We start from the raw sequence: 16,296 nt of genomic DNA, 5'->3' as shown, positions 1-16,296 counted from the left end.
CCGCGGCCCCCGGATACCCTGCGCGCATGCTGCATCTGCGCCTGATCACCCCGGCGGACAAGACTGACGACGTGGTGCGCCTGATCGAGGAGACGGTCGGCGCCACGCACCTGGCCGTGGTGCCGGGCGCGGCCCGCAATCCCGCGGGCGACGTCGTGATGTGCGATGTCGCCCGTGAGGCGGGCGACACGCTGATCAACGCCCTGCGCGCGCTCGGCATCGACAGGACCGGCTCGATCGCCCTGGAGAACATCGATCTGTCGCTCTCCGAGCGTGCGGACAAGGCGGAGGACGACGCCCCGGGCGAGGGCGCGGACGCGGTCCTGTGGGAGCAGCTCAGCGACGTGACCCACGAGGAGTCGACGCTCTCCATCACGTACGTGGCCTTCATCACGCTGGCCACGATGATCGCGGCCTGCGGCGTGGTCCTGGACAACGCGATCCTGATCGTGGGAGCGATGGCGGTGGGCCCGGAGTTCGGCCCGCTCGCGGGCTTCTGCACGGCGCTCGTCCAGCGCGCGCCGCGACTGGCCCTGCGCTCGCTGATCGCGCTGCTCGTGGGCTTCGCGGCGGCGATGGTGGTGACCGTCGGCTTCAGCTACTTCATGGACGCGATGAACCTGTTCAGCGACGACGCCCTGAAGTCGGAGCGCCCGAACACGAACTTCATCTACCGCCCCGACTGGTTCTCGTTCGTCGTGGCCGTCCTCGCGGGCTCGGCGGGCACGCTCTCGCTCACCTCGGCCAAGTCGGGCGCGCTGGTGGGCGTGGCGATCTCCGTGACGACGGTCCCGGCCGCGGCCAACGCCGCCGTCGCCTTCAGCTACGACGAGTACAAGCAGGCGTGGGGCTCCACCGAGCAGCTCCTGCTCAACCTGCTCGGCATCGTCCTGGCCGGCACCCTCACACTGCTGGCCCAGAAGATTCTCTGGGCCAGGCAGCACGAACGTACGGCCAAGAAGGCCCGTCTTTCCTAGCCGAGCGCGGACTTCACCACGTCGGCGAGCCGCCCGGCCACGGACCTGGCCTGGTCGATGTCTGCGGCCTCGACCATGACGCGCACCAGCGGCTCCGTGCCGGAGGAACGCAGCAACACGCGCCCCGTGGCGCCCAGTTCACGCTCGGCCTCGGCGACGGCGGCCGTCAGCTCGGCGGAGGTCGTGACACGCGACTTGTCGACGTCCGGCACATTGATCAGGACCTGCGGAAGCCGCTCCATGACCCCGGCGAGCTCCGCGAGGCTGCGCTTGGTCTCGGCGACGCGCGCCGCGAGCAGAAGCCCCGTCAGGGTGCCGTCGCCCGTGGTGGCGTGGTCGAGGATGATCACGTGCCCGGACTGCTCGCCGCCGAGGGCGAAGCCGTGCTCCTTCATCGACTCCAGGACGTACCGGTCGCCGACGGCGGTCTGTACGAGGGAGAGTCCCTCGCGCTCCATGGCGAGCTTGAAGCCGAGGTTCGACATGACCGTCGCGACGACCGTGCCCTCGCGCAGCGTGCCGTGCTCCCGCATGGCGAGTGCGAGGACGGCGAGGATCTGGTCCCCGTCGACCTCGGCGCCCGTGTGGTCCACGGCCAGGCAGCGGTCGGCGTCACCGTCGTGCGCGATACCGAGGTCGGCGCCGTGCTCGACGACGGCGGCCTTGAGCAGGCCCAGATGCGTGGACCCGCAGCCGTCGTTGATGTTCAGGCCGTCCGGCTTGGCGCCGATCGTGATGATCTCGGCACCGGCGCGCGCGAACGCCTCGGGCGATACGCGGGCGGCGGCGCCGTGCGCCTCGTCGAGGACGATCTTCAGTCCGTCGAGGCGGTTGGGGAGCACACCGAGGAGGTGCGCCACGTACTGGTCGAGGCCCTGGTCGTACGTCCGCACGCGGCCGACGCCCGCGCCCGTGGGGCGCTGCCAGGGAGCACCGGTGCGGTGCTCCTCGTACACGGACTCGATGCGGTCCTCCAGCTCGTCGGCCAGTTTCTGGCCGCCGCGCGCGAAGAACTTGATGCCGTTGTCCGGCATGGCGTTGTGGCTCGCGGAGAGCATCACGCCGAGGTCGGCGCCCAGCGCACCGGTGAGATGCGCCACCGCGGGGGTGGGCAGCACACCGACGAGCTGGACGTCCACGCCCGCGCTCGCGAGACCGGCGACCACCGCGGCCTCCAGGAACTCCCCCGAGGCGCGGGGGTCGCGGCCGACCACCGCGACCGGGCGATGGCCCTCGAACGTGCCCGCTTCGCCGAGCACATGAGCCGCCGCCACGGAGAGCCCGAGCGCGAGCTCGGCCGTCAGATCCGCGTTGGCGACACCGCGCACGCCGTCCGTGCCGAAGAGTCGTCCCACTGCTGTCCTCCTCCGGACTACTGCCCCGGGGTCACCGGGGTTCCGATAAACGAACGCCCCGGCAGCACACAACGTGCCGCCGGGGCGAACGAAAAGTACAAGCAGGCAGATTAGCGCTTGCTGTACTGCGGAGCCTTGCGGGCCTTCTTGAGACCGGCCTTCTTGCGCTCGACCGCACGGTCGTCACGCTTGAGGTAACCGGCCTTCTTGAGGGCGGCGCGGTTGTTGTCGACGTCGGCCTCGTTCAGCGCACGGGCGACACCCAGACGGAGCGCACCGGCCTGGCCGGAGACGCCGCCACCCGAGATGCGGGCGATGACGTCGTAGCGGTCGTCGAGCTCGAGCACCTTGAAGGGCTCGTTGACTTCCTGCTGGTGGACCTTGTTCGGGAAGTAGTCCTCGAGCGTGCGCCCGTTGACCTTCCACTTGCCGGTGCCCGGGACGATCCGGACGCGGGCGATGGCGTTCTTGCGACGGCCCAGGCCGGCGGCCGGCTGGGGGTCGCCGAAGCGCGCGGCGTTCGACTCAGAGGTGTACTCGCCCTCGACGGGCGCCTCGGACTCGGTGGTGTACTGCTCGACGTCAACAACCTCGGTCTCTTCGACCGGCTGCTCAACGGTGGTCTCGGCCACGATTCTCCTCAGATTTCTTTACGTCTTTGGGGGTGGCCGGAACTACTGCGCGACCTGGGTGATCTCGAACGGGACCGGCTGCTGAGCGCCGTGCGGGTGCTGGTCGCCCGCGTAGACCTTCAGCTTCGAGAGCATCTGACGGCCCAGGGTGTTCTTGGGGATCATGCCCTTGATGGCCTTCTCGACGGCCTTCTCGGGGTTCTTCTCCAGAAGCTCGTCGTAGCGGACGGAACGCAGACCACCCGGGTAGCCGGAGTGGCGGTACGCCATCTTCTGGGTCTTCTTGTTGCCGGACAGGTGAACCTTGTCGGCGTTGATGATGATGACGAAGTCGCCCATGTCCATGTGGGGGGCGTAGATCGCCTTGTGCTTGCCCCGCAGGAGGTTGGCGGCAGTGGTCGCCAGACGGCCCAGGACGATGTCCTGAGCGTCAATGACGTGCCACTGGCGGGTCACATCGCCGGGCTTAGGGCTGTACGTACGCACTTCGTAGCCTTCGCTTCTTCAGTGGATGGGGTCCAGACACACGGCACCCAGGAAGCGATCATGCAGCTGGGGCTCACAGTGCCGGGGACGCTGCCCGTATGCGAGCCACTGGTAACTGCTCCAGGGAACCTACGTATGGGCCCTTCGCGTGAGAACGACGACACCAATACGCATAACAATCGCCGAGAATACCCGCGCCGCCCCGTACGGGTCAAAACGCGGACCTGGAGACCGGCACCGCCGGCTCCACCGCCTCGGGCGGTCGTGCGTCCTCCACGATAACCGCCGTCGGCCGCAGACAGCACCGGGCCACCGTGAAGGCCAGTACACACAGGGTGACGGAGTCCCGGAAGGCCCGCCGGGTGCCCGGTTCGAGCCAGGGCCAGGTGAACCCCGGGATCTGCGGGACGAACGCGAGCCAGAACCACTTCTCCCGGGCCACCGCCCCCGGCACGAGCACCCCGGCGAGCAGCATCGGCACGACGACGAGGAGGTAGTGGTCGTAGGACGGCCTGGAGACCAGGAAGGCCGCCAGCATCAGCATCGCGGCCGTCTCGACCACCCGCTGCTCGTACGTCCCCTCACCGCCCCGCCAGCGCCGCCACGCACACCACACCCCCGCCCCCGCGGCCACGAGGGCGAGCAGCGTCGCCGCCCCCTGCGGCACCCCGAGCCGCGGCAGGATCGCGGCGGGCGAAGCCTCGTAGAGCCGTACGAACTTGTCGTCGCCCCGCAGCAGGAACGGCAGCGTCCGCGTGAAGAACCCCGCGGGGTCCGGCATCGTGAGCGCCGCCACCGCCGACACCACCGCCGGCACGAGCACCGCGGCCCCGAGCGCCCGCCACCGCCGCGCGAACACGAAGAGCAGCACCACGGGCACGAGCAGCGGCTTCACGGCGACGGCGGCCCCGATGACAAGGCCCGCGCCCACCCACTTCCCCCGGCACACGAGGAGCAGCGCAAGCGGCAGCGCGGCCGCCGACGCCACGGTCCAGTTGCCGAGCTTGATGAGGTGCACGAACGGCGCGAACCCCACCGCGAGCACGAGGAGCCCGAGGGCCGCGAACCTGCTGCGCCACTGCACCCCGTAGATCCGCAGCGCACACCCCCACCCGAAGACGAGCGAGGACGCGACCCCCGCCGGGACGAGGAAGCGCACGACGGACTGCGGGAGCAGCGTCTGCGGCACCGCGGCGAGCACGGCTCCCGGCAGATAGAGGAAGTGCCGGTCGGCATAGGGCGAACGCCCCTCCAGCCACGCCTCGGCCGCCCGCGCCACGATGGCGTTGTCCATCCCTCCGCCCGAACTCTTCAGCCCCACCCGGATGACCGCGGCGAGCAGCACGACCCCGAGCGCCGCCCAGGCATGCCAGGTCGTCGGCCGCAGCATCCACCCACTAACAGCTACTTTGCCCGTATTCATAGGGATCAGGCTAGGTCGGCCACCTCCCCCGGCCCCCGCTCAACATCCCCAACTCCCCGTCTAAGATGCGGCGCATGAGCTTTGGGCAAGGGGGACCTCAGTGGGGTCCAGGGGATTCACAGACCCCTGACTGGGCGGCGCTCGCCGAGGCGTCCGAATCGCGCACCCGGCGCCGCAAATGGCTGATGATCGGCGGCGGCGCGCTCGCCACCGTCGTGGTCGCGGCCGCCGTCGCCGTCACCGTCGTCTCCGCGAACAGCGACAACACCTCCGCGTCGAACAAACCGGCGAGCGAGCTGCCGTCGACCGCGGACATCCCCGGCGCGAGCGAGAACCCCGGTCCGTCCTTCGAGGCGACGACACCGCCGCCCCCGCCGGACCCCAAGGAGTTCATCTCCAGCGCCAAGAAGGACAAGGCGCCGCTCAGCGCCGACACGCTCTTCCCCGGCAAGTCGCTGACCTCGGGCGACCGCGTCTACAAGAAGGGCGCCACCAGCGGCACGAAGAAGTGCGCGAGCGTCACCCAGGCCAAGCTCGGCGCGGTCCTCACGAAGAACGACTGCACGCAGCTCTTCCGCGCCAGCTACGTGAAGGACAACATCGCCGTCACGGTCGGCGTCGCCGTCTTCGACACCGCGGCCCAGGCCGCCAAGGTCAACGACCAGGCGAAGGAAGGGCTCGTCCTCTCCCTGTCCGGCAAGGGCGTGCCCGCCTTCTGCCGTACGGCGGTCTGCCGCGGCACCTACAACGCGTACGGCCGCTACGCCTACTTCACGACGTCCGGCTTCACCAGCGACAAGGACGTCACCACGAAGGAGCGCAAGGTCTACACGACCGGCGACGACCTGGCCCGCTTCGCCTTCGGCCAGATCAACCGACGGGGCGAGGCGCAGGCTTCCGCCGCGGCCAACGCCCCGCAGTAGTCCGGCAGCCAGGAGTCCGGCAGCCGGCGCTCAGCAGCAGCCGGCGCCGGGCAACGTCCGCTTGTTGCGCGCTTCTTTGCTGCGCGCGGCGAGCAACTCGTCGGCGGGGTAGCCGACTTCCTCAAGGGTCAGCCCGTGCGGCCGTACGACATGCACGGCCGAATCCCGCACCCCGGCGGCCAGCACCTTGGCGGGCCACTCCACGGGCCGGTGCCCATCACCCACGAACAGCATGGCCCCCACCAACGACCGCACCATGTTGTGGCAGAAGGCGTCGGCCCGCACGGTGGCTTCGAGAATCCCGTCCGGCCGCCGCTCCCACCGCAGTTCCTGGAGCGTACGGATGGTGGTGGCGCCCTCGCGCCGCTTGCAGTAAGCAGCGAAGTCATGCTCGCCGAGCAGCTTCTCGGCGGCGGCGTTCATGGCGTCGAGGTCCAACTCCCAGTCGTGCCACAGCACATGACTGCGCAGCAGCGGATCGACGCCGCCCGGGTGATCGGTCACGCGATAGGCGTAACGCCGCCACACGGCCGCGAACCGCGCGTTGAACCCCGCGGGAGCCTCGGCCACCTTCCAGACCCGCACGTCGTGCGGCAGCCGCCCGGCGAGCCTGCGCAGCAGCTTGTCACTGTGCTCGGCCCACACGCCCTCGGGCAGATCGACATGAGCGACCTGCCCGCGCGCGTGCACGCCGCTGTCGGTCCGCCCGGCGACGGTCAGCTCGTACGTCTCCTGCGACCGCGTCACGGTCTTCAGCGCGGCCTCGATCTCCCCCTGGACGGTCCGCTGCCCCTGCTTCTGCTTGGCCCAGCCGGAGAAGTCCTTGCCGTCGTACGAAAGGTCGAGCCGCACCCGCACGAACCCGGGCTCTACTTCATCACTCACACCAACAATCCTCTCAGCACCAGGTACACGCGAAAGCGGGCCCGCCCCGAAGGGCGGACCCGCTCACAGCAAGGCAGAGCCTCAGGCGTCCTTGGACTCGTCCTTGGACTCCTCGGCAGCCTCGTCACCCTTGGTCGTGTCGACCTTGGGCTCGGAAACCTCGGCGTCCTTGGCGGAACGCTTCGTGGCCGCCTCGGCCTCACCGGTGGCCTCCTGGGCCACGGTCAGGGCCTCCACCAGCTCGATGACAGCCATGGGCGCGTTGTCGCCACGACGGTTACCGATCTTGGTGATACGGGTGTAGCCACCCGGGCGGTTCTCGTAGCGCGGGCCGATCTCCGTGAAGAGCGTGTGCACGATGCTCTTGTCGGTGATGACGGACAGCACCTGGCGGCGGTTGTGAAGGTCACCCTTCTTCGCCTTGGTGACCAGACGCTCCGCGTAGGGACGCAGACGACGGGCCTTCGCCTCGGTGGTGGTGATGCGGCCGTACTCGAAGAGCTGCTTGGCGAGGTTCGCCAGCAGAAGCTTCTCGTGCGCGGCGCTGCCGCCCATACGGGCACCCTTGGTGGGCTTCGGCATGGTGTTTCTCCTTGTTGTCTGCCCCGGCCGTGTCAGGTACCGGGGTCAGCGGAATCCGTGCCCCAAAGGGGCGCGGGGAACTGCGCGACCAGCCGAAGCGGACCCGCAGCCAAAATCAGATCAGTACTGCTCGGTCTCGACGAAGCCGGCGTCCGCGTCGTCGTCAGCCCCGAAGGCGTCAGCCGCAGCGGTCGGGTCGAAGCCGGGAGGCGAGTCCTTCAGCGCGAGACCCATGCCGTTGAGCTTCATCTTGACCTCGTCGATCGACTTCGCACCGAAGTTGCGAATGTCGAGCAGGTCCGCCTCGGAGCGGGCCACGAGCTCACCCACGGAGTGGATGCCCTCGCGCTTGAGGCAGTTGTACGACCGAACGGTGAGCTCGAGCTCCTCGATCGGCAGGGCGAGATCAGCGGCCAGGGCCGCGTCCGTCGGCGAGGGACCCATGTCGATGCCCTCGGCGTCGATGTTGAGCTCACGGGCCAGACCGAACAGCTCGACCAGGGTCTTACCGGCGGACGCCATGGCGTCACGCGGGCGCATGGCCTGCTTGGTCTCGACGTCGACGATCAGCTTGTCGAAGTCGGTGCGCTGCTCGACACGCGTGGCCTCGACCTTGTACGTGACCTTCAGGACCGGCGAGTAGATCGAGTCGACCGGGATGCGCCCGATCTCCTGACCGACCTGCTTGTTCTGAACGGCGGAGACGTAGCCGCGACCGCGCTCGACGGTCAGCTCCATCTCCAGCTTGCCCTTGCCGTTGAGCGTGGCGAGGACCAGGTCGGGGTTGTGCACCTCGACACCGGCGGGCGGGGCGATGTCAGCGGCGGTGACGAGACCGGGACCCTGCTTGCGCAGGTACATCACGACGGGCTCATCGTGCTCGCTGGAGACGACCAGCTGCTTGATGTTGAGGATGAGGTCGGTGACGTCTTCCTTGACGCCCGGCACGGTGGTGAACTCGTGCAGGACACCGTCGATACGGATGGACGTGACGGCCGCACCCGGGATCGAGGAGAGAAGGGTCCGACGCAGGGAGTTGCCGAGGGTGTAACCGAAGCCCGGCTCCAGCGGCTCGATCACGAACCGGGAGCGGAATTCGTCGACGACCTCTTCGGTCAACGAGGGACGCTGAGCAATCAGCATGAAGTGTTTCCTTCAGTCATGGACACCCACTATTTGATGTCCTTGAGTGCTACAAGGGTACGGGCGGTACGGCTCCGAGGAGCCGCACCGCCCGAAAATCCCTGGTTCAAGCGACGTGCGTCAGACGCGGCGGCGCTTGGGGGGACGGCAGCCGTTGTGCGGCGTGGGGGTGACGTCCTGGATCGAACCGACCTCGAGGCCGGTCGCCTGCAGCGAACGGATCGCGGTCTCACGACCGGAACCCGGACCCTTGACGAAGACGTCAACCTTGCGCATGCCGTGCTCCTGGGCGCGACGCGCGGCCGACTCGGCGGCCATCTGCGCGGCGAACGGAGTCGACTTGCGCGAGCCCTTGAAGCCGACGTGGCCGGCGGAGGCCCAGCTGATCACGTTGCCCGTGGGGTCCGTGATCGAGACGATGGTGTTGTTGAACGTGCTCTTGATGTGGGCGTGCCCGTGAGCGACGTTCTTCTTTTCCTTGCGGCGCACCTTCTTGGCAGCGCCCTGACGACCCTTGGGGGGCATCTATTAACTCCTACGCGAGGTGGTCGGTCCTGCAGCGACAGCTGTCGATCGACCGCTGAGGACTACTTCTTGCCCGGCTTCTTCTTACCGGCGATGGCGCGACGCGGGCCCTTACGGGTGCGGGCGTTGGTGCTGGTGCGCTGACCGCGGACGGGCAGGCCACGACGGTGACGAAGACCCTGGTAGCAACCGATCTCGACCTTGCGGCGGATGTCGGCCTGGATCTCGCGACGGAGGTCACCCTCGGTCTGGATGTTGGCGTCCACGTACTCGCGGATCTTGATCAGGTCCTCTTCGGACAGATCACGAACACGGGTGTTGCGGTCCACACCGGTGGCGTCCAGCGTCTGCTGGGACAGCGTGCGGCCAATGCCGAACACGTACGTGAGGGCGACCTCAACACGCTTTTCGCGCGGGAGGTCAACACCTTCAAGGCGTGCCATTCAAGGCTCCTGTTGATTTTCGGAGGTCTTCAGCAGGACCGGTCCCAGGTGCCGTACGAGGTACATCCTGGGTCCCCGGCCTCCGACCGGGGGTGTCGCCCTCCATCACTGAAGAGGGACGGGTCCTGCACATGTGCTTACGTGCGTCGCGCGAAAATCTGCGAACTGCAGTCGTGCGTCAGCCCTGGCGCTGCTTGTGGCGCGGGTTGTCGCAGATAACCATGACCCGGCCGTGACGGCGGATCACCCTGCACTTGTCGCAGATCTTCTTGACGCTCGGCTTGACCTTCATTGGTGAGGTTCTCCGGGTCAGTGCCATCACCCCACGCGAATGGGGTGCGGGCAAGATCTACTTGTACCGGTAGACGATCCGGCCACGCGTCAGGTCGTAAGGAGACAGCTCCACCACGACCCGGTCGTCAGGGAGGATGCGGATGTAGTGCATGCGCATCTTGCCGCTGATGTGTGCCAGGACCTGGTGGCCGTTCTGGAGCTCAACCTTGAACATGGCGTTCGGAAGAGACTCAACGACAGTGCCCTCGATCTCGATGGCACCTTGCTTCTTGGCCACGCTTTGCCCTTCGAATCGACTACCTTGATCGACTTCGTACGCCGTATGCAGGCACACGGATGCACGAGAGCCGACGAGTCAGTCTACGTCAGGCACCCCGGAAAGACGAATCGAGGAAGTCTGCCCCACGAGCAAGATCTCTAAGCAGCGACACAACCGCACTTAGCCCAGCGGATCCGGCGCGACGGTAACCCCATACTCCGCCAGCTTCGCCCTGCCGCAGTCGGGGGAGGTCAAGACGAGCGGACCCTCCTCCGTGAGGGCGATCGTGTGCTCCCAGTGGGAGGACCAGGTCCCGTCAGTGGTGATGACGGTCCAGTCGTCCTCCAGGACCTCCGTGCGGGGCGTGCCCAGGGAGACCATGGGCTCGATGGCCAGGCAGAGGCCGGGGACCAGCTTGGGGCCCTTGCCGCGGCGGCGCTCGACGTAGTTGAGGACGTGCGGGTCCATGTGCATCTCGGTGCCGATGCCGTGGCCGCCGTAGTCCTCGACGATGCCGTACTTGCCACCGCCGGGCTTCGGCTGGCGGCGGATGTACGTCTCGACCGCCCGGGAGATGTCCACGAGGCGGTTGCCCTGCTTCATGGCGGCGAGGCCGGCCCACATGGACTCCTCGGTCACCCGGGAGAGCTCGATCAGCTCCGGGGCGTGACCGGTGCCCACGAACGCGGTGTACGCGGCGTCGCCGTGCCAGCCGTCGATGATCGCGCCGGCGTCGATGGAGATGATGTCGCCGTCCTTGAGGACGGTCTTGTCGTCCGGGATCCCATGGACGACGACCTCGTTGACCGAGGTGCAGATCGTCGCGGGGAAGCCGCCGTACCCGAGGAAGTTCGACTTCGCGCCGTGCTCGGCGATCACCTTGCGGGCGACGTCGTCCAGGTCCTTCGTGGTGGCACCCGGCACCGCCGCCTCGCGCGTCGCGGCGTGGACGGCGGCGACGACAAGGCCCGCCTCACGCATCTTCGCGATCTGCTCGGGGGTCTTGATCTGCACCATGGGGCTTCCGCTCTCCGTCATCCGTCCAACAACCGGCTACGTACACGAACCGACTACGTACACAACACTACGGCCGCGGTCCCCCGAGGGGCACCGCGGCCGAGACAGCGTACTGACTACTTGTCGCCCTTGAGGGCTTCCATCGCGCGCTTGGTGACCTCGTCCACCTTGCCGAGCGCGGAGATCGTGACCACCAGGCCCTGGGCCTTGTAGTGGTCGATGATCGGCTCGGTCTCGCGGTGGTACACGTCGAGACGCTTGCGCACGGTCTCTTCCTGGTCGTCACCGCGCTGGTAGAGCTCACCGCCGCAGACGTCGCAGACGCCCTCGGTCTTCGGCTGGCTGTACGTCACGTGGAAGACGTGGCTGGAATCGTTCCGGCAGATGCGGCGGCCGGCGATGCGCTTGACCACCTCGTCCTCGGGGACCTCGAGGTCGAGCACCGCGTCGAGCTTCTGGCCGTCCGTCTTGAGCGACTCGTCCAGGGCCTCGGCCTGTGACACGTTCCGCGGGAAGCCGTCGAGCAGGAAGCCGTTCTCGGCGTCCGACTGCGTCATGCGGTCATGGGCCATGCCGATCGTGACCTCGTCGGGTACGAGGTTGCCGGCGTCCATGAAGGCCTTCGCCTGCTTGCCCAGCTCCGTGCCCTGGCTGATGTTGGCGCGGAAGAGGTCGCCCGTGGAGATGTGCGGGATCGACAGGTTCTTGGCGAGGAACGCGGCCTGCGTTCCCTTGCCCGCACCGGGCGGCCCGACGAGGACGATTCGCATCAGCGGAGGAACCCTTCGTAATTGCGCTGCTGGAGCTGGCTCTCGATCTGCTTCACGGTCTCCAGACCCACACCCACGATGATCAGGATGCTTGTCCCGCCGAACGGGAAGTTCTGGTTCGCGTTGAAGCCCACCAACGCCATCGTCGGCACGAGAGCGATCAGACCCAGATACAGCGAGCCCGGCCACGTGATCCGGTTGAGTACGTAGCTCAAATACTCAGCGGTCGGACGGCCAGCCCGGATGCCCGGGATGAAGCCACCATACTTCTTCATGTTGTCCGCGACTTCCTCGGGGTTGAACGAGATAGCCACGTAGAAGAAGGCGAAGAACACGATCAACAAGAAGTACGTCGCGATGTAAATCGGGTGGTCACCCTTGGTCAGGTTCGCCTCGATCCACTGCTTCCACCCGGCGTTGCCACCCGCGAACTGGGCGACGAGTGCGGGGATGTAGAGCAGCGAAGAGGCGAAGATCACAGGGATGATGCCCGCCTGATTGACCTTCAGCGGAATGTACGTCGACGTACCGCCGTAGGACCGGCGGCCGATCATGCGCTTCGCGTACTGGACGGGAATGCGGCGCTGAGCCTGCTCCACGAAGACGACCAGGCCGACCATGACGAGACCGACCGCGATGACGGTGCCGAACTCGATCCAGCCGCCCGCCAGCGAGCCCTGCTTCTTGATGGCCCACAGGGCGCTCGGGAAGGTCGCGGCGATCGAGATGAACATCAGGATCGACATGCCGTTGCCGATGCCGCGGTCGGTGATGAGCTCACCCAGCCACATGACGCAGGCCGTGCCCGCGGTCATCGTGATCACCATGGTGATGGTCACGAAGATCGACTGATCCGGCACGATGTCGGTGGCCACGGGGCAGCCGGAGAAGAGCGAGCCCGAGCGGGCGGTGGCCACGAGACCGGTGCCCTGGAGGATCGCGAGCGCGACGGTGAGATAACGCGTGTACTGCGTGATCTTCGCCGTGCCTGCCTGACCCTCCTTCTTGAGCGCCTCCAGCCGCGGGATCACCACGGTCAGCAGCTGCAGGATGATGCTCGCCGTGATGTACGGCATGATGCCGAGCGCGAAGATCGTGATCTGCAGCAGCGCCCCGCCACTCATCATGTTGACCAGACCGAACAACCCCTGGTTGGAGTTGGCCTGGTCCATACATACCTGGACGTTTTTATAACTGACGCCCGGGATCGGAATGTGCGTTCCGAGCCGGTAGATCACGATGATGCCGAGAGTGAAGAGCAGCTTCTTGCGCAGGTCGGGCGTCTTGAACGCCCGGGCGAACGCGGTGAGCACGGTGCCTCCTGCGACCCCCGCGCGCGTGCGTCAGAGGTAGTGGTCTGAGGATCGACGAATACGTATCAGTCAGAAAAACCGCACGGGCAGACCGCACGGAGCTTAGACAGTGCACGCCACCTTACCGGCGACCGTGCCCCCCTTGGAACGACCAACCGGGGATGCCCCTTTTGTGGGGCATCCCCGGCTGGGAATCGCTCAAGTCATCGAGTGGCCTGAAGAATTCAGACGAGCTCGGTGACGGTACCGCCTGCGGCGGTGATCTTCTCCTTGGCGGAGCCGGAGACGGCGTCAACCGTCACCTGCAGCGCCACGGTGACCTCACCCTGGCCGAGGACCTTGACGAGGCTGTTCTTGCGAACCGCACCCTTGGCCACGAGGGCCTCGACGGTGACCTCGCCACCCTCGGGGAACAGCGCGCTCAGCTTGTCGAGGTTCACGACCTGGAACTCGGTCTTGAACGGGTTCTTGAAGCCCTTGAGCTTCGGGAGACGCATGTGGAGGGGCATCTGGCCACCCTCGAAGCGCTCCGGAACCTGGTAACGGGCCTTGGTGCCCTTGGTACCACGACCAGCGGTCTTACCCTTGGACGCCTCACCACGACCCACACGGGTCTTGGCGGTCTTGGCGCCCGGGGCGGGCCGGAGGTTGTGGACCTTCAGCGGGTTCTGCTCCGCCATGTCAGTCGACCTCCTCAACCGTCACGAGGTGGCGGACGGTGTTAGCCATTCCGCGGAACTCGGGGCGGTCTTCCTTGACGACCACGTCGTTCAGGCGCTTGAGCCCGAGCGAACGCAGCGTGTCGCGGTGGTTCTGCTTGCTGCCGATGTACGACTTCGTCTGCGTGATCTTGAGACGGGCCATTACGCACCCGCTCCCGCACGTGCACGCAGCAGAGCCGCGGGGGCGACGTCCTCGAGGGGCAGACCACGGCGAGCCGCGATCTCCTCGGGACGCTGCAGGCCCTTGAGGGCCGCCACGGTCGCGTGCACGATGTTGATCGCGTTGGACGAGCCGAGCGACTTCGACAGGATGTCGTGCACGCCGGCGCACTCGAGCACAGCACGCACCGGGCCACCGGCGATAACACCGGTACCGGGGGAAGCCGGCTTGAGCAGGACGACGCCTGCAGCCTTCTCGCCCGTGATCGGGTGCGGGATGGTGCCCTGGATACGCGGAACCTTGAAGAAGTTCTTCTTGGCCTCTTCAACGCCCTTGGCGATGGCCGCGGGAACTTCCTTGGCCTTGCCGTATCCGACACCTACGGTGCCGTCACCGTCGCCCACCACGACCAGCGCGGTGAAGCTGAAGCGGCGACCACCCTTGACAACCTTGGCGACACGGTTGATCGCGACAACGCGCTCAACGTATGCGGTCTTCTCGGCGGCAGCGCCACCGTCGCGACCCTTCCGGTCCCGCCGCTCGCCGCCACCGGCACCGCTCCCGCGGCGCTGGGGTCCAGCCATTGGAATTACCTCTCTCTGTTACGTCCGCTAGCTCCGGAACCGGGGCTTAGAACTTCAGCCCGGCTTCGCGGGCGGCGTCCGCCAGAGCGGCAATGCGCCCGGCGTACTTGTTGCCACCGCGGTCGAACACGACGGTCTCGACACCCGCGGCCTTGGCACGCTCGGCAACGAGCGCGCCGACCTGCTTGGCCTGGGCCGACTTGTCAGCCTCGCCACCGCGGATCGTGGTGTCCAGGGTCGACGCCGACGCAAGGGTGTGACCCTTGAGGTCGTCGATGACCTGAGCAACGATGTTGCGGTTGGAACGCGTCACGACGAGGCGCGGACGCTCCGCCGTACCCGACACGTTCTTGCGGATGCGGATATGGCGGCGGGCCTTGGCGGCACGCTTGTAAGCGTCACCCTTGGCGATCTTCACACCGTATGCCATGGCTTACTTACCTGCCTTTCCGACCTTGCGCCGGATGACTTCGCCCTCGTACTTGACACCCTTGGCCTTGTACGGGTCGGGCTTGCGGAGCTTGCGGATGTTGGCCGCAACCTCGCCGACCTTCTGCTTGTCGATGCCCTCGACCGAAAGCTTGGTCGCGGACTCCACCTTGAAGGTGATGCCCTCGGGGGCCTCGACCAGGATCGGGTGGCTGTAACCCAGCGAGAACTCCAGGTTGGAGCCCTTCGCGAGCACGCGGTAACCGACACCGCTGATCTCGAGCTTCTTCACGTAACCCGTGGTCACGCCGGTGATCATGTTCGCCACCAGCGTGCGGGACAGGCCGTGCAGGGCCTTGTTCTGACGCTCGTCGTTCGGGCGGGTGACGCTCAGCACGCCGTCCTCGCCCTTGGCGACATCGATCGGCGCGACGACGGTGTGGGAAAGGGAGCCCTTGGGACCCTTAACCGAAACCGTCCGGCCGTCGATGGTGACGTCCACGCCGGCGGGAACCGTGATGGGGAGCTTGCCAATACGCGACATTAGCTATTCCTCCGTTCCCGACTACCAGACGTAGGCGAGGACTTCCCCACCTACGCCCTTCTTGCCTGCCTGCTGGCCGGTGAGGAGACCGTGGGACGTGGAGATGATCGCCACGCCCAGGCCGCCGAGCACCTTCGGCAGATTGGTGGACTTCGCGTAAACCCGGAGACCGGGCTTGGAGATCCGCTTGATGCCCGCGATGGAGCGCTCACGGTTCGGGCCGAACTTCAGCTCGAGGACGAGGTTCTTGCCAACCTCGGCGTCCTCGGTCTTCCAGCCCGTGATGAAGCCCTCCTGCTGGAGGATCTCCGCGATGTGAGACTTGATCTTGCTGTGCGGCATCGCCACGGAGTCGTGGTACGCCGAGTTCGCGTTACGCAGACGAGTCAGCATGTCCGCGATCGGATCAGTCATGGTCATGAATTGGCCTTCGGCCTCTCTCGCCGTGGTTTCCTATCTGCGCCATCCCTCTCCCCACTCAGAGGCGGGACGGGTGCGGCGCGGGGACCTACGGCGTAGTAAGTCGGTCAGGGCGGCAGGCGCCCAACCCTCCTAGCCTAAGCCATGGAGAGGTGGGCCACCTACCGACCAGATACTTACCGAGAGCCTCCGGAAATTCCCAAGTCCCTAAGGACAGGAGGGAATTACCAGGAGCTCTTGGTCACGCCCGGCAGCTCGCCACGGTGAGCCATCTCACGAAGGCAGACGCGGCACAGGCCGAACTTGCGGTACACGGAGTGCGGACGGCCACAGCGCTGGCAGCGGGTGTAGCCGCGCACACCGAACTTGGGCTTACGAGCAGCCTTGGCAATAAGTGCCTTCTTCGCCAT

The 16,296-nt window shown here is 66.9% G+C and carries 23 protein-coding genes; 2 read left to right on the top strand and 21 right to left on the bottom strand.

From position 1 onward, the window contains the following. Positions 1 to 26: 26 nt before the first annotated feature. On the top strand, positions 27 to 977 hold the full coding sequence (locus ACIBCK_RS26690) for a DUF389 domain-containing protein (protein ID WP_399394213.1): 951 nt from the start codon (positions 27 to 29) through the stop codon (positions 975 to 977). Here the strand turns inward: ACIBCK_RS26690 and glmM are convergent. From glmM to ACIBCK_RS26670, 4 genes are all read right to left on the bottom strand, one after another. Continuing rightward, a complete protein-coding gene (gene glmM, locus ACIBCK_RS26685) occupies positions 974 to 2,332 on the bottom strand; it encodes a phosphoglucosamine mutase (RefSeq protein ID WP_399394212.1) in 1,359 nt (452 codons plus the stop codon). The genes ACIBCK_RS26690 and glmM overlap by 4 nt on opposite strands. Positions 2,333 to 2,442: 110 nt before the next feature. After that, positions 2,443 to 2,964 (bottom strand): 30S ribosomal protein S9, encoded by a 522-nt coding sequence (gene rpsI / locus ACIBCK_RS26680; protein ID WP_055548454.1) that lies wholly within the window; start codon positions 2,962 to 2,964, stop codon positions 2,443 to 2,445. A 42-nt stretch (positions 2,965 to 3,006) separates the two neighbouring features. After that, a complete protein-coding gene (gene rplM / locus ACIBCK_RS26675) occupies positions 3,007 to 3,450 on the bottom strand; it encodes a 50S ribosomal protein L13 (protein WP_361182318.1) in 444 nt (147 codons plus the stop codon). A 211-nt stretch (positions 3,451 to 3,661) separates the two neighbouring features. Next, positions 3,662 to 4,873, bottom strand: coding sequence for a glycosyltransferase 87 family protein (locus ACIBCK_RS26670; protein ID WP_399394210.1), 1,212 nt, complete (start codon positions 4,871 to 4,873; stop codon positions 3,662 to 3,664). A 74-nt stretch (positions 4,874 to 4,947) separates the two neighbouring features. Here ACIBCK_RS26670 and ACIBCK_RS26665 point away from each other — a divergent pair, with 74 nt between their 5' ends. After that, entirely contained in the window at positions 4,948 to 5,796 is an 849-nt protein-coding gene (locus tag ACIBCK_RS26665) for a hypothetical protein (RefSeq protein ID WP_399394209.1), read from the top strand. A gap of 30 nt (positions 5,797 to 5,826) precedes the next feature. On the opposite strand, the gene truA is transcribed toward ACIBCK_RS26665, so the two are convergent. The 17 genes from truA to ACIBCK_RS26580 all read right to left on the bottom strand — a co-directional run bounded on the left by truA (position 5,827) and on the right by ACIBCK_RS26580 (position 16,296). Next, positions 5,827 to 6,681, bottom strand: coding sequence for a tRNA pseudouridine(38-40) synthase TruA (gene truA, locus ACIBCK_RS26660; protein WP_399394207.1), 855 nt, complete (start codon positions 6,679 to 6,681; stop codon positions 5,827 to 5,829). An 81-nt stretch (positions 6,682 to 6,762) separates the two neighbouring features. Beyond that, on the bottom strand, positions 6,763 to 7,263 hold the full coding sequence (gene rplQ, locus ACIBCK_RS26655; RefSeq protein WP_399394205.1) for a 50S ribosomal protein L17: 501 nt from the start codon (positions 7,261 to 7,263) through the stop codon (positions 6,763 to 6,765). 120 nt (positions 7,264 to 7,383) lie between these two features. After that, the gene (locus tag ACIBCK_RS26650; RefSeq protein WP_016645160.1) at positions 7,384 to 8,406 is read right to left on the bottom strand and encodes a DNA-directed RNA polymerase subunit alpha; all 1,023 of its coding nucleotides are present in this window, start codon (positions 8,404 to 8,406) and stop codon (positions 7,384 to 7,386) included. 120 nt (positions 8,407 to 8,526) lie between these two features. Then, the gene (gene rpsK, locus ACIBCK_RS26645; RefSeq protein WP_003948617.1) at positions 8,527 to 8,931 is read right to left on the bottom strand and encodes a 30S ribosomal protein S11; all 405 of its coding nucleotides are present in this window, start codon (positions 8,929 to 8,931) and stop codon (positions 8,527 to 8,529) included. Positions 8,932 to 8,993: 62 nt separating this feature from the next. Then, positions 8,994 to 9,374, bottom strand: a complete 381-nt coding sequence (rpsM, locus tag ACIBCK_RS26640; RefSeq protein ID WP_135332566.1) for a 30S ribosomal protein S13 — start codon at positions 9,372 to 9,374, stop codon at positions 8,994 to 8,996. A 178-nt stretch (positions 9,375 to 9,552) separates the two neighbouring features. Further along, the gene (gene rpmJ, locus ACIBCK_RS26635) at positions 9,553 to 9,666 is read right to left on the bottom strand and encodes a 50S ribosomal protein L36 (RefSeq protein ID WP_003974245.1); all 114 of its coding nucleotides are present in this window, start codon (positions 9,664 to 9,666) and stop codon (positions 9,553 to 9,555) included. Between the two features lie 57 nt (positions 9,667 to 9,723). Next, positions 9,724 to 9,945, bottom strand: coding sequence for a translation initiation factor IF-1 (gene infA / locus ACIBCK_RS26630; RefSeq protein WP_003948620.1), 222 nt, complete (start codon positions 9,943 to 9,945; stop codon positions 9,724 to 9,726). Between the two features lie 162 nt (positions 9,946 to 10,107). Next, on the bottom strand, positions 10,108 to 10,944 hold the full coding sequence (map, locus tag ACIBCK_RS26625) for a type I methionyl aminopeptidase (RefSeq protein ID WP_399394202.1): 837 nt from the start codon (positions 10,942 to 10,944) through the stop codon (positions 10,108 to 10,110). 116 nt (positions 10,945 to 11,060) lie between these two features. Further along, the gene (locus tag ACIBCK_RS26620) at positions 11,061 to 11,714 is read right to left on the bottom strand and encodes an adenylate kinase (RefSeq protein ID WP_399394200.1); all 654 of its coding nucleotides are present in this window, start codon (positions 11,712 to 11,714) and stop codon (positions 11,061 to 11,063) included. Continuing rightward, positions 11,714 to 13,027 (bottom strand): preprotein translocase subunit SecY, encoded by a 1,314-nt coding sequence (gene secY, locus ACIBCK_RS26615; RefSeq protein ID WP_399394199.1) that lies wholly within the window; start codon positions 13,025 to 13,027, stop codon positions 11,714 to 11,716. The genes ACIBCK_RS26620 and secY overlap by 1 nt, the downstream gene beginning before the upstream one ends. A gap of 224 nt (positions 13,028 to 13,251) precedes the next feature. Next, positions 13,252 to 13,707, bottom strand: coding sequence for a 50S ribosomal protein L15 (rplO, locus tag ACIBCK_RS26610; RefSeq protein WP_098244248.1), 456 nt, complete (start codon positions 13,705 to 13,707; stop codon positions 13,252 to 13,254). Position 13,708: 1 nt separating this feature from the next. After that, the gene (gene rpmD, locus ACIBCK_RS26605; RefSeq protein WP_041985698.1) at positions 13,709 to 13,891 is read right to left on the bottom strand and encodes a 50S ribosomal protein L30; all 183 of its coding nucleotides are present in this window, start codon (positions 13,889 to 13,891) and stop codon (positions 13,709 to 13,711) included. Then, a complete protein-coding gene (rpsE, locus tag ACIBCK_RS26600; RefSeq protein ID WP_160506669.1) occupies positions 13,891 to 14,493 on the bottom strand; it encodes a 30S ribosomal protein S5 in 603 nt (200 codons plus the stop codon). Before rpsE ends, rpmD begins: the two co-directional genes overlap by 1 nt. Positions 14,494 to 14,539: 46 nt before the next feature. Next, positions 14,540 to 14,923 (bottom strand): 50S ribosomal protein L18, encoded by a 384-nt coding sequence (gene rplR / locus ACIBCK_RS26595; RefSeq protein ID WP_344522013.1) that lies wholly within the window; start codon positions 14,921 to 14,923, stop codon positions 14,540 to 14,542. A gap of 3 nt (positions 14,924 to 14,926) precedes the next feature. Then, positions 14,927 to 15,466 carry a 50S ribosomal protein L6 gene (gene rplF, locus ACIBCK_RS26590; protein ID WP_190084423.1) on the bottom strand — a complete coding sequence of 180 codons (540 nt, stop codon included), beginning with the start codon at positions 15,464 to 15,466 and terminating at the stop codon, positions 14,927 to 14,929. Between the two features lie 21 nt (positions 15,467 to 15,487). Beyond that, positions 15,488 to 15,886: a 30S ribosomal protein S8 gene (gene rpsH / locus ACIBCK_RS26585; protein WP_160506666.1), complete on the bottom strand. Its 399-nt coding sequence runs from the start codon at positions 15,884 to 15,886 to the stop codon at positions 15,488 to 15,490. A 224-nt stretch (positions 15,887 to 16,110) separates the two neighbouring features. After that, entirely contained in the window at positions 16,111 to 16,296 is a 186-nt protein-coding gene (locus ACIBCK_RS26580) for a type Z 30S ribosomal protein S14 (RefSeq protein ID WP_003948630.1), read from the bottom strand.

The organism is Streptomyces sp. NPDC051218 (assembly GCF_044455475.1).
In the GTDB taxonomy this organism is placed as follows: domain Bacteria; phylum Actinomycetota; class Actinomycetes; order Streptomycetales; family Streptomycetaceae; genus Streptomyces.
Note: the sequence above shows the minus strand (reverse complement) of the source record. Positions and strands in the feature narration are given on the sequence as shown.